The sequence below is a fragment of the Nostoc sp. genome (assembly GCF_036917935.1).
Classification (GTDB): Bacteria; Cyanobacteriota; Cyanobacteriia; order Cyanobacteriales; family Nostocaceae; genus Nostoc.
Window position 1 is genome coordinate 44,511 of the sequence record NZ_JBALEL010000036.1, and the last position, 14,646, is coordinate 59,156.

The 14,646-nt window shown below is 41.5% G+C and carries 13 protein-coding genes; 6 read left to right on the plus strand and 7 right to left on the minus strand.

What is annotated here, in order from left to right; genetic code table 11:
• Positions 1 to 20: 20 nt before the first annotated feature.
• From V7K62_RS14890 to cax, 3 genes are all read right to left on the minus strand, one after another.
• Positions 21 to 1,193: a DarT ssDNA thymidine ADP-ribosyltransferase family protein gene (locus tag V7K62_RS14890; RefSeq protein ID WP_334865174.1), complete on the minus strand. Its 1,173-nt coding sequence runs from the start codon at positions 1,191 to 1,193 to the stop codon at positions 21 to 23.
• Complete coding sequence (locus V7K62_RS14895; protein ID WP_334865176.1) at positions 1,190 to 2,338, minus strand: serine/threonine-protein kinase; 1,149 nt, start codon at positions 2,336 to 2,338, stop codon at positions 1,190 to 1,192. Before V7K62_RS14895 ends, V7K62_RS14890 begins: the two co-directional genes overlap by 4 nt.
• Before the next feature lie 153 nt (positions 2,339 to 2,491).
• Positions 2,492 to 3,583, minus strand: a complete 1,092-nt coding sequence (cax, locus tag V7K62_RS14900; RefSeq protein WP_334865178.1) for a calcium/proton exchanger — start codon at positions 3,581 to 3,583, stop codon at positions 2,492 to 2,494.
• Positions 3,584 to 4,114: 531 nt separating this feature from the next.
• Here cax and V7K62_RS14905 point away from each other — a divergent pair.
• The gene (locus V7K62_RS14905; protein WP_334865180.1) at positions 4,115 to 6,790 is read left to right on the plus strand and encodes a DUF3536 domain-containing protein; all 2,676 of its coding nucleotides are present in this window, start codon (positions 4,115 to 4,117) and stop codon (positions 6,788 to 6,790) included.
• Between the two features lie 779 nt (positions 6,791 to 7,569).
• Here V7K62_RS14905 and V7K62_RS14915 read toward each other — a convergent pair.
• From V7K62_RS14915 to V7K62_RS14925, 3 genes are all read right to left on the minus strand, one after another.
• A complete protein-coding gene (locus V7K62_RS14915) occupies positions 7,570 to 7,815 on the minus strand; it encodes an HNH endonuclease (RefSeq protein ID WP_334865184.1) in 246 nt (81 codons plus the stop codon).
• Between the two features lie 7 nt (positions 7,816 to 7,822).
• Positions 7,823 to 8,920, minus strand: coding sequence for a Gfo/Idh/MocA family protein (locus V7K62_RS14920; protein ID WP_334865186.1), 1,098 nt, complete (start codon positions 8,918 to 8,920; stop codon positions 7,823 to 7,825).
• A gap of 139 nt (positions 8,921 to 9,059) precedes the next feature.
• The gene (locus V7K62_RS14925) at positions 9,060 to 9,485 is read right to left on the minus strand and encodes a hypothetical protein (RefSeq protein WP_334865187.1); all 426 of its coding nucleotides are present in this window, start codon (positions 9,483 to 9,485) and stop codon (positions 9,060 to 9,062) included.
• 123 nt (positions 9,486 to 9,608) lie between these two features.
• Here V7K62_RS14925 and V7K62_RS14930 point away from each other — a divergent pair, with 123 nt between their 5' ends.
• Together V7K62_RS14930 and V7K62_RS14935 are read left to right on the plus strand one after the other, a co-directional pair.
• Positions 9,609 to 10,004: a hypothetical protein gene (locus V7K62_RS14930; protein ID WP_334865189.1), complete on the plus strand. Its 396-nt coding sequence runs from the start codon at positions 9,609 to 9,611 to the stop codon at positions 10,002 to 10,004.
• A 342-nt stretch (positions 10,005 to 10,346) separates the two neighbouring features.
• Complete coding sequence (locus tag V7K62_RS14935) at positions 10,347 to 11,117, plus strand: hypothetical protein (RefSeq protein WP_334865191.1); 771 nt, start codon at positions 10,347 to 10,349, stop codon at positions 11,115 to 11,117.
• Between the two features lie 532 nt (positions 11,118 to 11,649).
• Here the strand turns inward: V7K62_RS14935 and V7K62_RS14940 are convergent.
• Complete coding sequence (locus tag V7K62_RS14940; protein WP_334865193.1) at positions 11,650 to 12,921, minus strand: ribulose bisphosphate carboxylase small subunit; 1,272 nt, start codon at positions 12,919 to 12,921, stop codon at positions 11,650 to 11,652.
• A 194-nt stretch (positions 12,922 to 13,115) separates the two neighbouring features.
• On the opposite strand from V7K62_RS14940, the gene V7K62_RS14945 reads away from it, so the two are divergent.
• The 3 genes from V7K62_RS14945 to V7K62_RS14955 all read left to right on the plus strand — a co-directional run bounded on the left by V7K62_RS14945 (position 13,116) and on the right by V7K62_RS14955 (position 14,514).
• On the plus strand, positions 13,116 to 13,343 hold the full coding sequence (locus V7K62_RS14945) for a type II toxin-antitoxin system Phd/YefM family antitoxin (RefSeq protein WP_334865195.1): 228 nt from the start codon (positions 13,116 to 13,118) through the stop codon (positions 13,341 to 13,343).
• Between the two features lie 153 nt (positions 13,344 to 13,496).
• Entirely contained in the window at positions 13,497 to 13,661 is a 165-nt protein-coding gene (locus V7K62_RS14950; protein ID WP_334865197.1) for a hypothetical protein, read from the plus strand.
• Positions 13,662 to 13,755: 94 nt separating this feature from the next.
• Positions 13,756 to 14,514, plus strand: coding sequence for a Uma2 family endonuclease (locus V7K62_RS14955; RefSeq protein WP_334865199.1), 759 nt, complete (start codon positions 13,756 to 13,758; stop codon positions 14,512 to 14,514).
• The last annotated feature ends 132 nt before the right edge of the window (positions 14,515 to 14,646 follow it).

The following is a 14,646-nucleotide window of genomic DNA, read 5'->3' on the forward strand; positions in this document are numbered from 1 at the left end:
CAATTATACGAACCTGCAAATCAAGAATAATTCAGCAAGTAATCATTAGTTAAGTATTTGGAATCAATTTGATGTTCCCGTGGAAGATAAATCGCAACCGGAATTCCTATATTATGCAAAGAACGACACATTAGCGGCCCTACTTCCGCCCAATTTAAGTTACCTAAACCACAACCCAAAGCTGGCATTGCTAAAGACTGAATACCAATTTCATGACAATTATTTCTAACCCAGTCTAAGCCACCTTCAATGTCCTCTAAACGAGAGTTGTCTCGCCATTGTCTTTTAGTAGCAAACGACAAGAACCACTTTACAGCATTGGAGGTCACAAGAGGAAGGCTAAGATCAGCTAGTTCTTGGTCTAAAGAAGCTTCACGTTTATAGAGATAGGGTTTTGTCGCAGTAAGCTGTTTATTGCGGCAAGCATCTTGATAAACTACATATACGTCAGGAAACTGATATTTTGCTCGTGATGCTAATCCTTTGCCCATTATGCCTTGAAGATTAACACTAATCGTCAAAGTTTGCATATTTGAAAAAAACATATCTCCATCAATCAAGGAAATATTAGTCCCAATACGGCTGGCAGATATGGGTTGGAAAAACATATTTGGTTCAGGAACAACAGGTATTTTAGCTGAACCGATAATTGTTTCGACTCGCTCTTTAGCCTTATAGTCTGCTACAAAAATTGAATGAACAAGTTCTGGGCTGATTTGCTTAGGAACCAAGCACTCAGCCATTATTTTTCGTTTAGAACCATCAAGCTCATTCCACCACTCATTTTGAATAATTTTCCATTGTTTCTGAAGTATTTCTCTTCCTTCCTTAATAGCAAAAAACTGAGTTGGATCATTAGCAGCATTTCCATCTGTAATTAGTCCTCCTGCTGCTGCAAGTACATCGGGTTTGACTCCAATAACAGCAATATCTCTTTTATCTTTTTCATGAACCACCCGATACATCATTGGGTTACGTGGCTGAAAGTATAAGTTAGCGTACTCCCACAAACTACTCTTTGCAGGTGTAAACTTGTCTTTACGTTTGCTAACAATCCCACTATCGTAGATTGGTGTATATGAAACTCCTAACTCCTCAACTTTTTTGTGGGATAATATACCTCTTTGAAGTATCGAGGGCAGATTTTCAATATGTGTGATGTAATAGAGGCTTTTAATATCTGGCTTTCTCATTGATTTGGTGTGTTATTTTTCCCAAGATATTTAGCTTTTAATTCTTCTAATTCTTCATCTATTTTACTTTTACTAGTAGGCTGAGGTGTAGGATTTGGTGGCTGTATTTTATTTGGTTGAGGTTTACTGTTACCCATAAATTGGGTTTTCATTTCTTCTAACTCTTTCTCAAGTTGACTAGGAGATTTCGATATAAAAGCGGCTGGGGAATTTGGTGGCGATTGAGGGATTAGTTTTGGTGCAATCGCTGGCGTAGCTGCTACTTTAGGCTGTTGATTTAATTCTTTGAGAACTTCATCTACTGTTTGATAACGCCGAATTGGAATACTTTCTAGCATCTTGTTGAGAATGCGACTCAACGGATTACTGACGGGAGTTTGCAAGTATTGCTGCCATACCCAAGTATCATTGTTGGTATTGTATGAATCGAAGGGCGATCGCACTGTTAATAAGTTAATACAAGTCGCACCCAAACTGTAAATATCGCTGGCAAAAATAGCCCTACCTCTCATTTGTTCCGGGGCTACATATTCTGGACTACCAATACTAGTACCAGTTTGATTTAAGGCAGCGCCAGTAGCAGATTTAGCAGCACCAAAATCTACTAATACTAGTTTGCTATCGCTCTCGCGTAAAATAATATTTTCTGGCTTAATATCGCGGTGAATTACGTGTCTAGCATGGCAAAATTGCAATACTGATAATAAATCGTTTAATAGTTGCCAGATTTCTATTTCACTAAAAGCACCTCTATGTGCTAATTTCTGGGCTAAGTTTTGCCCGTCGATAAATTCTTGTACCAAATACTGCCGAGCTTCTTGGGTAAAATATGCCAGTAGTTCGGGAATTTGGGGATGTTTACCCAATTCATCTAACTGCACCGCTTCCTGGTTAAATAACTCTACGGCTTTTGCCAGCGTGTTAGTGCCTTGGGATTGGGGATAAAATTGCTTAATTACGCAGCGTGGTTTTGAGGGTTTATCCTCATCCACAGCTAAGAAGGTTTTGCCAAAACCACCTTGTCCGATTGGTTTGATCGCACGGTAACGTTCTTTGAGGAGTAACTTGGAACCGCAAGTCACGCAAAACTTGACATGATCGGGATTTTCTGGCTTGGGACAATGGGGATTAAGGCAGTAGCTCATACAGGCGATCGCTCTTATATCTCTTTATTTTCTCCTGTCCCAGGCAAAAAGGGTTTAGATTCGCCAATTATCTAGATAGGTAATTATACAAGTTATTTGCCCAAAATCAAGTGCGATCGCTCATAATTTAACCCAAAGCGATCGCACTGCTAACTACCCCATACCTTCCATAACTGGATGGAAGTAGAAGGCGAACCCCAACACTGTATAGGCAGCTAATAACAAAGTGCCTTCCAGCCAATTCGATCTACCATCGGAACTAATACTGTTTGCAATCAACACTGACACAACCACAGCTACTAATTCAAAAGGTTTGAAATCCAAATCCATTGGTTTACCCAATATCCGCCCTGCTATAACTAACACCGGCGCAACAAATAAGGCAATCTGCATACTTGATCCCACAGCTACCGAAACGGAAAGATCCATCTTATCTTTCATCGCCACGGTGACTGCTGTGGCGTGTTCAGCCGCGTTACCGACGATGGGAACCAAAATCACCCCTGTAAACAGCGCCGTCAAACCTAGCTGAGATGTGGCTACTTCCAGAGAATCTACTAGCATTTCTGATTCAATTGCCACCAGCAAGGTACATACTAGCAACACGCCAACCCACAACATCATATTTGGTTTCGCGTGAGGGGTTTCCTCTTCATCTGTCTCCGCTACACCCACATCATATAAATAAGAGTGGGTTTTCATCGAAAATATGAGCGTTAGGACGTAAACCAAGATTAGTACTACAGCAACAGCAATAGAAAGATTTTGCAGTGTTTCTTCGTTAATTCCTTGAGAAGTGTAATTCATCGCCGTGGGCATCAAAATGGCAATTACCGCCAAATTCATCGAAGCAGCATTTACCCGCGCCACAATTGGCTGAAATGTCTGTTCTTTGTAGCGCAGTCCCCCCAAAAGCATGGAAAAACCCATTACCAGTAGTAAGTTGCTAATAATCGATCCCGTGATACTGGCTTTGACTACATCGATTAACCCAGCGTTCAGCGCTACTAGGGCGATGATTAATTCTGTAGCATTGCCAAAGGTGGCGTTCAATAAGCCCCCCAATGATGGCCCGACTACGACAGCAATTTCTTCTGTGGCTGTCCCCATCCAAGCTGCTAAGGGCAAAATTGCTAATCCAGCTGTAATGAAAACTATCAATTCTCCCCACTCCAAAAAGTGGGCTGCTACAGAAACCGGGATAAACAGTAGTAAAACGAAAAGAATAATGTTTTTGGTTGACATTTGTTGTCTTAAGTTGAGGGTATCATTCACAGCGAGCAATCCTAAATTTTAAATTTGGAGTGTTGAATTAACAATCACTTTCATTCAGCACTCCGATATGATACTCTCAACCACCTGTAGACCATTTCAGAGATTGTACTGTTTTCCGTTCACCTCTGCGGATATTGTGTAAAATAAGATTGCGATTTAAGGAGTTTTTGTCATCTTTTGTTGCAAAAGTATGAATGTCAGCCAAAATTGTAGACCAGAAATAGGGTTTAATGTCTTAAAAGACAATTAAAATTTTGATTGGCGCCCAAGAAGAGAAAACCCCTAACTGAGGCTTTGTTCAATGGCCAATTATTTTGAGCCTTCAGGGAAAGGGCTGTGCAATAACGCAGATTTCCCACTACAATAAAACCACTTTGTGAAAAATTTGGTTGGGTTTCATAGTTGTTGTTTATACCGGAATTTGTGTGAAAACTATTGTAGAAAAGTTTATACACAATCTTTTCAGTGTAACTGCAAGTTTTTTGTTTTGGATAAATATACATGACTTCTGCTGCCCAAATGCCAGCTAGCTCTGGCTCAACGTTAACATTACATTCAGATCCCAATAACACCAAAGAAACCGATCCCCTGAGCAAGGCTAATGGTGTTTATGTGACGGTGCATGGTCATTTTTACCAGCCACCAAGGGAAAACCCTTATCTGGACGCAATTGAACGCCAACCGAGCGCTGCACCTTTCCATGATTGGAATGAGCGGATTCATTGGGAATGCTATCGTCCAAACGCTTTTGCCAGAGTCTTAAATGACCAAGGGGAAGTGGTGAGGATCGTCAACAATTATGAGTATTTCAGCTTTAATATTGGGCCAACGCTGATGTCGTGGCTAGAACGCTACGATGTGGAGGTTTATCAGCGGATTTTAGAGGCAGATGCCAAGAGTAGCGATCGCTTGCATGGTCACGGCAATGCGATCGCGCAAGTATACAATCACATCATCATGCCTCTGGCGAATGAACGCGACAAATATACCCAAATTCGCTGGGGTAAAGAAGATTTCCGCTCCCGCTTTGGACGCGATCCCGAAGGGATGTGGCTAGCAGAAACTGCTGTAGACTACGCCACCCTAGAAGCTCTTGTTGCTGAGGGGATTCGCTTCATAGTTCTTGCACCGTCTCAGGCGCTGCGTTGTCGTCCCCTCCCCACTGAAGATTATCACCATTCAGAATGGATCGAAGTCGGCGGTAGTCAGATTGATTCTACCCGTCCCTATCGTTGTTATTTGAAAGATACTCAAGAGTCAAAGGAAACAAATGACAAACCCTACATTGATATCTTCTTCTACGATGGGCCGATATCGCGGGATATGGGTTTTAGTGATGTCGTTTATAATTCGAGTCACTTTGCCAGACGTATTGGTTCGGCGGTGCGTGGGGATCATCGTCCAGCACAGTTAATCTCTGTGGCGACGGATGGGGAAACCTTCGGACACCACAAAAAGGGAACTGAGAAAACTTTAGCCTACGCCTTTACCAAAGAGTTTCCTCAACAAGGTTGGACGGTAACGAACTTCGCCCACTACCTGAGCTTAAATTCTCCCGATTGGGAAGTGGAATTGAAGTCAGTCACAGCCTGGAGTTGCGCCCACGGTGTCGGCAGATGGGAAGATGACTGTGGTTGCGGTGGGGAAGGGGGTGTTTGGCATCAGAAATGGCGTCGTCCTTTGCGGGATGCCCTAAATTGGCTGCGGGATCGGCTAACTGAGGTGTATGCAGAACATGGTAGACAGTTATTTCGCGATCCCTGGCTAGCACGAGATGAATATATCCAAGTGATGCGCGATCGCTCTGCTAGCAATGTCAACCGTTTTCTCTCTCGTCATCAAACTCACAAACTAACCGCAGCCGAACAAGTAGACGCCCTACGCCTGTTGGAAATGCAGCGTCACGCTTTGTTAATGTTCACTAGTTGCGGTTGGTTTTTTGAAGAAATTTCCCGTCCAGAGGGGACACAAATTCTGCGCTACGCCGCCCGTGCTTTGGAATTGGCAGGGGATGTAGCAGGTGTGCAGTTGGAAAAAGGCTTTGTCAAACGTCTTGGTATGGCCCCCAGTAATGTGGATCAGTTCAAACATGGTGGCGAAATTTATCGGCAACTCGTGTTAACTGCCCAACTTGGCTTTAAGCAAGTAGCAGCCCATTACGCCATTACTTCTCTATTTACCACTCAGAAACCAGCAGAGACGCACAATTCCCTACCGAGAAAAGATGCTGTTGACAAACAGTCTGGGCGTTACCATAAGCGGGTTTATTGCTACGCAGCCAATGAGCTAGATTACCAACTGCAACGGATGGGATCGCTAAGTCTGGCTGTGGGAAATTTAAAGCTAGTATCAGAGATTACTTGGGAAAGTGAGCATTTGGTATTTGCTGTTCTGCATTTGGGAGGCTGGGATTTCCACTGCTGCATTCAACAATTTACTGGGCGGCGTGACTACAGCCAATTAAAAGAAAAGCTGTTTGGGGCACTGCAACAAGCTAGTGCGGCTCATACTATTTTGGTGATGACACAGCTATTTGGAGAAGAAGCTTTCAGCTTGCAAAATCTATTTGCTGAAGAACGCCACCGGATTATGCGGCTGCTGAGTGAGGAAACGCTGACACGTTTAGGACAATTATATACCCAAGCTTACCGTGATAATTATGGCGTGCTGATGGCGTTTCATCGCGATGAAATAGCAGTACCGCAAGAATTGCAGGTGGCAGCAGATATTGCTTTAGGGCATCGCTGTTTGATGACATTGCGATCGCTTGAGCAAGATATTGCCGATCCCCAAAAGAGTTGGAATCACCTATTAGAATTAGAGGCGATCGCTACTGAAGCGAAACATCTGCATTGTCGGCTGAATATTCCCGATGGTAAGCAGATGTTAGAACAATTGATTGCGCGATCGCTCTGGCAATTATTGCACGATGCCAATGGTAGTTTTAATGCAGATATGCAATTATTGGAGCGATTGATTGATGTCGGGGATCAACTAAATATTGACATTTCCCTACAGCGATCGCAAGAACTATATTTTAGTTGTCTGCAAAGTCAGATAGCACCAGTGTGTATCACTAGCCTTGGTAATGAAGGAGATAATCAGTGTCTTCAGTTGCTTAAGTTAGGCAAAAAGTTAGCCGTTGATGTCAGTTCGATCTCAAATCAGTTGGGATAGATGTCAGAGGATGTCTGAGAAGTATCAAATATTTCTTGATCCCCCCTAACCCACGCCAGTCGCTCCACTTGGGGAGACCCCAAGACCGCGCTGGCTCCCCTTAAAAAAGGGGGGAATAAGAGTCTTAAAGTCCCCCTTTTTAAGGGGGATTTAGGGGGATCTCCAAGGGTTAGATATAGCGGTTCTCGCTTAAGTGAGGTACAAGAACCCCACCCCCAACCCCCTCCCCGCAAGCGATGAGGGGACTATGATCTACCTCATGTGATCAGTAAACGCTATATATACAAAAAAACTTTTCAGACATCATCTAAGCGCTATACAGTGGTGCATTGGTTAGGTTAAAAATTTCACACAGAGAAAAGGGGATAATTATCCCCTTTTCTTTTTATAGTAGATTTCAAGGAAAGTGAAGTACACAAGACAAGGATTCGTTTCAAGTCCGGGTAATAAAGCCCATTCTGACTCTTGAATTCTGAATTATGCTGTAACATTTCTTTACTTCAACTGGGAGCGCTTGCAATGGTAGGGATAAAGCCACTCACACTTGAAGAGTCCACCGGTATGTTTTTCAAAAAATGTTCCCGTGTGGCGTCCAGGTGATATATCGATCCCTGCTTTAGTTTTAATCTCATATAACCAGGGAAAGGCTACTACTAAAACAGCTATGAAAGTCAAGAGGTAGAAAATCGTAGTTTTAATGTTGAAGAATTTTCGGGAATTGCTATTGTGATTTTGAGACATAGAAATGAAGAGAAACTAATAGCCGATACCATCGTAACCTAAAGCTGAAAATATCGCCGGAAACGTGGATCAATGTTGTCTGTTTTCTGCTGATTGCAGGTTAAACAAAGAGTTTGGAGATTGCTGATATCGTTTTGACCGCCACGGGCGAGGGGAATGATATGGTCAATGGTGAGGTTAGTTTCTACAGTAGTTTTACCGCAACTTCGGCATTGGTATTGGTCACGTTGAAAAACATATTTTTTTACTTCCGGTGGGATACGAATGCGGGGAGTTTTGCTCATTTCCTTTCTAGTTACTCAGAAATTCTTCCAAACTAGGTACGTCTACCCAACTTGATTTTTGATGCGATTCATGAGATAAATCCATCAACAACTGAGAATAAATTCCTTCTCGTAGTGATGGTGTAATTTCCTGATTGTAGTCAATTCCTTGCACCCATTGATCTACTACGCGGATAAATGCCGAAATGCGCCCATCAGCATAATTGTTGGGAAAAATTAACCGATTTGGTATTTCTATTTCCGTTAGAGGTTTACCTGGCTGGGAACCCCAAACACGAAAACCATGTATATAATCTTTTTGATTTTCACTGCCCACAATTAATGTACCGCGATCGCCATATACTTCTACCCAATGGGTTCTCGCTGCATGAACAACCGCACTGATAGAAAGTTGGCAAGGTGTACCATTCGCTAATTCCAGGGTTAATATACAGTTGTCATCTGTATTCACCGGCTTGGATTCCCCACTAATAGGGTCAACTCGTGTGGGAATAGCAGTGGTTAAATGGGCGCTTAATCGGCGAACTGGCCCGAATAACCAATGAATGTAATCGAAGGCGTGGGAACCCAAAGATCCTAATGCACCCCCTCCTTTATCTTTGTCAGAATACCAATTCCAAGGGCGTGAAGTATCAGCACGAGAAGAACCCAACCAATCAATTTTAATTAAGCGTAACTCACCCACATAGTCTTCTGACAATAATTCTGCAAATAACTGCCATCCTGGTACAAAGCGAAATTCAAAATCTACAGTTGCAATAACGCTTTTTGCTTTAGCTAACTGATAAAGTTCTTTAGCTTCAACTGCATTTAAAGTTGTCGGTTTTTCTAGTAATAAATGTTTCCCAGCTTGCAGTACAGTTTTGGCCATTTCATAGTGCAAAAAGGGCGGCGTCGAGATGCTAACTGCTTGCACTTCTGGTAATGCCACAATATCTGTAAGTGAATCGTAAGCGTGGGGGATATTATGAGATTCTGCTATGGCTTTAGCTTTCTTGATATCTCGGTGATAAACAGCAACTACCTCAGTTTGAGGATGTGCTTGGAATCCAGGGATATGGACTTTTTGGCCAAATCCAGTACCTGCGATCGCAATCCCAATCATGTTATTATTTACTCCAATGCTGAGAGCGTTTCCTAATCATATTAGTTACATCTTAGCCCCCTCCCTGCTTGCGGGGAGGGGGTTTGGGGGTGGGGTTCTTGTACATCACTTGCGCCGAGAACCGCTATATAGTAAGTTACTATTTGCTCAGTATCATTTTATCTATCATATTTAATATATCAGAGTCTTTACTTGTATCAAACTTTCTAGCAAATAATTTTTCGGATTGCCTGAGTTTTTCAAAATCCTTTTTCTCTAAAACCAATGGGCACTGCCAATCTTGTACCGCATCTAAATGGGAACCGCTACAAGCCTTTATTCTCATCGTCAAGATTGCAACATTCCTCATCAAGATTGCAACATTCCTCATCAAGATTGGAATATTCCTCATCAACCTTGCAACGTTCTTCATAAACCTTGCAACGTTCCTCATCAACATTGGAATATTTCTGATCAACATTGCAACGTTCCTCATCAACATTGCAATATTCCTCATCAACCTTGCAATATTCCTCATCAACATTAAAGCAATGGTAAAGAAAAACAGGTATAAACTAAAAATCAAGAGAAATTACTCAGATTTGTTTGTATTGTTTTAACAAATCTAATTATTCACTAATTTTACTGAACCAGAAAACAGCTTTAGTAAGGCAAAGTAGCTTTATAAGCCTCTCTAAGGAATATATTTATGTCTCGGAGAAAACGTACATCCCGTGTTCTCGAAAAAGCGGAATTGAGATCCGCTGGACTCAAGGCGATTGATTCAAAGATGAATTTTGGTGAGAATTGCGATTTGCAGAACTTGAGTCAATCAATTGAGCTGTTACGAACTATGCTTGATGCTTATAACACTGCTTTAACTTTAATTGATTCTTCCAAAACTAAAATTGATGTGATGGAAAAAACCTTAAGTAATCTTACAGATAAGATGGTAAGAGGGGTTGCTTTTAAATATGGTAAAGATAGCAGCGAATATGAAATGGCGGGTGGGGTTCGTGATAGTGAACGTGTTCGCAAAAGCAGATTGAGCCGCTTGAAAGCTGGTGCAGGAGAAGTATCAGATCAAAATCCTAAAACTGCTTAATACAGCACGCCTAAAAGCCGGAGGCAGATAGCAAGAAGCCTGATTGCAAGGGATGTGGAGAATGAACAAAGGCTACATTCTTCATTCAAATTATTTTTGTGACTGCTGTAATAGCCTACGCTTCACCGTAGGCTATTGCAATTTCTTTTATTTGCTGATCCTCTTTGATAAGCAACAATTATATACAGCTAATATCATGCATTCTTATGGATATTAGATTGTGCCTTTTTTAGTCTTGTTTCGTTTTTTATAATGTTGAAAAGCTTGCCAAATGGAGATTTAAACAATTTTACTTGTCTAAATACTGATTAGAGTTTATAGTGGTACGGTGTTTCCCGTTCCATGTCTCGGCAAGTTCATACCATGATTTATTCTGGCAAATTACAAAAGTATTTTGCGGGCTTTTCTTTGCCTGTAATCTTAATAGCTGATTTAGTACTCACACAAAAAACTCTGCCAGTTTTAGCCGAAACCATAAATTCATCTATCGGTAATGCTGTGACATTCAGTTGCAATGATAGTGAAGCGACAATTAAAGGTAAAAACGGCCCCAAAGTTGTTAATGGAACAACAAGTGTTTACATTGGTTATCAGCAACTCTCAAATAACAAAAACCCTGTAACTATCCGCTTCACTAATGGGATAAAAACATGGTGTCGTACTGATTACGAAACAACAAATGACGATGGTACAGGTTACGGATTGTATTGGAATGGAAGTGACGTTTTATATGGCGTTTACTCTTCTACTGGCAGTCAGACAGGTAATGATTTTCGCCGCTTTGCTAGTGGGCGTTGGTTGTCTAGCTATGGTAGCGGAGGTGGGCCAAAAGTCGCAGTTATCGCCCGGATTAATCCAGCCAATGGCGAGGTTTCTTATGCCACGTTTTTATCTGCTAAAAAGGCGGATAATGGACAAACTAACTCTTTAGTTGTCAACAACTTATCATGGAATGGTGCAAATTTGACTGTGCAAGCAAAATCATGGTGGACTCCCCGTCGCGCTAATACAAATTCCATGAGTTGCTCTGGTTCATCACCTTATCAATACACAGCCATATTTACAGGCGATTTAAGAACAGTGAACTCGGCTTCAGCAAATACTTGTAGTTAAAAGAGAAAAATTCAACCAAATTGAGGAAGCAGATTTTTTCCAGTTGTTTAAGGGTTAACAAAAGCTCTGGCGAATAGAATTCGCGGCTACACAAACCGATCTTTCCTTTCCTTCCCTACGCAACGCTACGCAAACGTGGGCTAATAAAAAATTAAGCTTTTTTAAACCCGCTCAGGCGGGTTTTGTCTCTGTAGATGCGGTTTCTAAGCGTCGATTTAACTTCTGATATCATGTCCGGCTGATTAGTTGTCATTGCGAACACTTCGTTGCACTCGCAACGACTATCGTAAGTTATTAAGCGGACATGATATAGGACTAGTATTTGATTTTTGAAATGCACGTAGTGGACTGTCTACGCAAAATAGTGCATTAGACGTAGGTTGGGTGGAGGCTTTGCGTAACCCAACTGATTATCAGGATGTTGGGTTACGCAAAGCCTCCACCCAACCTACAATTTGTTTACTGTAGATGCGGTTTCTAAGCGTCGATTTAACTTCTGATTCCTAACTCCCGAATTCTGCTGTATCTACCCCTAATTTTGACCATTTGGACGCTGAATAATTGTCTCCACCACCCGCCGCTTGGCTTTGGGATCAATACCTACTAAGCGCACATACTCACCGCTATATTCTGTCAAGGTTGATTCCAAATTTGAGATGGCATCAGACTCGGCATCAATGTGGCTATTAACACAAGTTTGCCAAGAACCTGTGCGGAAACGGCGTTCATCTACGTGTTCAATACTAATTTTGTAACCTTGAGACAATAATTGCCGAATCTGTTCTTGTGTCTCTAGAGTCAAATGTGGACTTGATGTTTGCTGTTTTTGGAATTTATTAGTTTTTACTTCTTGGGTTGCGCCATTTGGCGGCTGACTAATTGGTGTGACAGCAGCAGGTGGTGCAGATTGAGAATTTCTACCTCGATTTAGTCGGTTGTAATCATCAACCAAATGGGAACTTTCCACCCGTTTTTGTTCACCAACCAGGAAGTTACCAGACTCGATTAAGTGAGACAGCCTGAAATCTGGCTTTTTAAATTCTGGTGGCCCTTCAACGCTGTTAACCACACTCAAGGATATCTGCTCAAAACCTACTTTATGGATGTAGTTGCGGATTTGTTCGTCATAAATGCGCGATCGCAAAGCGCTAAAAAAGTCAATAGACTGATTGACAAAAGTATCAACTAGCTGTTCAATTTCCTTCTGTGACAATCCATCTGGTTCAAAAATCCCCTTGACAATTCCCACTTTGTCGTCTCTGTCTGGTTCCCAGTAGAATTTCTCCATCCGTCCATCCCGGATTAACGGTGCATAGAGGGTAGAAAAATCATTACCTGTGACAATAATCGGTACACGATGTAAAGGTGTGGAATCATAGCTTCCCGGCAACTGCACATCTGTGGGATTATCAGCAATATTCATCAGTGTGGCATTTACCAACTGTGTATTTACAGTATATTGAGTGCCTTCATCAAAGCGTCCAGCACCTGCATCTAAATCGTTAATCATCAGTACACACATTTTGCCGCGTACTTTGATCAGTTCTGCTGTTTCCCGATAGCGCAACCGAATCAACCGCGCTGGATCTCCGGCATCTGGACTTTCCAATTCGCCGCCAGATACGTGAGTCACCTCGATACCCATTTTCTCGAAGACTAATTGACATTGGAACGTTTTACCTTCTCCTTTGCGTCCATGAATACCCAGAATCACAGGAACTCGCACACCAGGAAGCTTCAGAAAATTTTTGGTGATGTGGACAGCAAGTTTGTCCAAAAAGCGGGGAGCGATGTAGTAACCCATGAGCTTGTATGATGAAAAATTAACACTTCTAAGATTAATGTTAAGTTTTTTTTGGGGATAGCGATCGCTTTTCTTTCACACAAGCTTGTGCTTGTTAATTTGTTGGGTTGATTGTCTATTGCCAAAGTTGAACACACTCCCAAGCATGGACTCGTGAAAACTGCTGTAAAATAATTAATTAAATGGTGATAGTCATGCAACACATTACGATTGAGGCAGCATCACAAAATTTAGATGAATTAATTGCAGCCGCAATCAATGGCGAGGAAATTATTATTACCAAATATCAGCAGCCAATGGTTAAGCTGACTCCGGTGATTCTAGAAAAAAAACGCTCTCCTTTATTTGGTAGTGCTAAAGATTTGATTACAATATCAGATGACTTTGATGAGCCATTAGAAGAATTCCCGGATTATATGTAATGCAGGTGCTATTAGATACTCATACTTTGATTTGGTTTTTCCAAGGACATCAAAGTTTTAGTGACAAAATGAGAGTATTAATCGAAGACCAAAATAATCAAAAGCTCATCAGCATTGTTAGCGTTTGAGAAATGTCAATTAAACATAGAAGCCATGTTTAGCCTCAATGAATTGAAGCAAACGCGAGTTGATCAAGAAGTTAGAGAAGAAGGTGAACAAAAAGCAAAATTAGAAGTTGTACTTAAGCTTTTAGCACTGGGTTTAACTCTAGAAGAGATTGTACAGGCTTTAGATTTAGATGTTGCACAAGTCCACTAAACGCGATCGCAGCGATAAAATGCAGAAAAGCGATCGCATCCAACCTTATCTAAACTAGAAATATCAGTAAAACCCCATACTTGGAGGTGCAGCAATGGTACAACAAGTCACACCAGAAACCACCATCGAAGTCATCTACCCAGAAAGCGACGGACAGCCAATGGCGGATAATACAGAACAATTTGCATGGATTGTCAAAATTAAAGAAAATTTAGAAATCTTATTTGCATTGTCAGCTGATGTATTTATCGCCGGAGATTTGTTTTGGTATCCAGTTAAGGGAAACCCTAATATTAAACAAGCGCCCGATACGATGGTAGTCTTTGGCAGGCCAAAAGGAAAACGAGGTTCCTATTTACAGTGGAATGAAGAGAATATTCCTCCACAGGTAGTGTTTGAAATACTATCGCCAGGTAACACCCTCAAAGAAATGGCCAAAAAATTGCAGTTTTACCAGCGTTACGGCGTGGAAGAATATTATATTTATGATCCAGATAAAAATGATTTAAATGGCTTGCTCCGTTCTGAGGATAGTTTTGAAGTTATCGAAGAGATGAATGGCTGGGTTAGTCCGCGTTTGGGAATTCGTTTTACATTGACACCAGATACTCTAGAAATTGTTTCTCCCACCGGACAAAAGTTTTTAAGCCCCGGAGAAATTGACCAGTTACGAGAACAAGAACGCCAACGTGCAGAACGGGAACGTCAAGCAAAGGAAGCAGCTTTACAAGAATTAGAAGCGGCTTCACAAGAAAAAGAAGCGGCTTTACAAGAATTAGAAAAAGAGCGCGATCGCTATCAAGAATTGTTAGTTAAACTCAAAGAAAAGGGAATTGACACAGATAATTTGTAATTGCTGCTGTTGATGGTGGGTTATACTCCAAGTTCCATCACGAAATACTTAGACTCAAACTCAGCAATGCGCTACTTGTTGATGCGTCCTAGCGCCGATGCTGATGGATACTTATAATATGGGAATTAAAAA

Excerpts from the sequence above, each read along its gene's own strand:
- V7K62_RS14890 (WP_334865174.1), bottom strand. The coding sequence starts at position 1,193 with ATGAGAAAGCCAGATATTAAAAGCCTCTATTACATCACACATATTGAA.
- V7K62_RS14895 (WP_334865176.1), bottom strand. The coding sequence starts at position 2,338 with ATGAGCTACTGCCTTAATCCCCATTGTCCCAAGCCAGAAAATCCCGAT.
- cax (WP_334865178.1), bottom strand. The coding sequence starts at position 3,583 with ATGTCAACCAAAAACATTATTCTTTTCGTTTTACTACTGTTTATCCCG.
- V7K62_RS14905 (WP_334865180.1), top strand. The coding sequence starts at position 4,115 with ATGACTTCTGCTGCCCAAATGCCAGCTAGCTCTGGCTCAACGTTAACA.
- V7K62_RS14915 (WP_334865184.1), bottom strand. The coding sequence starts at position 7,815 with ATGAGCAAAACTCCCCGCATTCGTATCCCACCGGAAGTAAAAAAATAT.
- V7K62_RS14920 (WP_334865186.1), bottom strand. The coding sequence starts at position 8,920 with ATGATTGGGATTGCGATCGCAGGTACTGGATTTGGCCAAAAAGTCCAT.
- V7K62_RS14930 (WP_334865189.1), top strand. The coding sequence starts at position 9,609 with ATGTCTCGGAGAAAACGTACATCCCGTGTTCTCGAAAAAGCGGAATTG.
- V7K62_RS14935 (WP_334865191.1), top strand. The coding sequence starts at position 10,347 with ATGTCTCGGCAAGTTCATACCATGATTTATTCTGGCAAATTACAAAAG.
- V7K62_RS14940 (WP_334865193.1), bottom strand. The coding sequence starts at position 12,921 with ATGGGTTACTACATCGCTCCCCGCTTTTTGGACAAACTTGCTGTCCAC.
- V7K62_RS14945 (WP_334865195.1), top strand. The coding sequence starts at position 13,116 with ATGCAACACATTACGATTGAGGCAGCATCACAAAATTTAGATGAATTA.
- V7K62_RS14950 (WP_334865197.1), top strand. The coding sequence starts at position 13,497 with ATGTTTAGCCTCAATGAATTGAAGCAAACGCGAGTTGATCAAGAAGTT.
- V7K62_RS14955 (WP_334865199.1), top strand. The coding sequence starts at position 13,756 with ATGGTACAACAAGTCACACCAGAAACCACCATCGAAGTCATCTACCCA.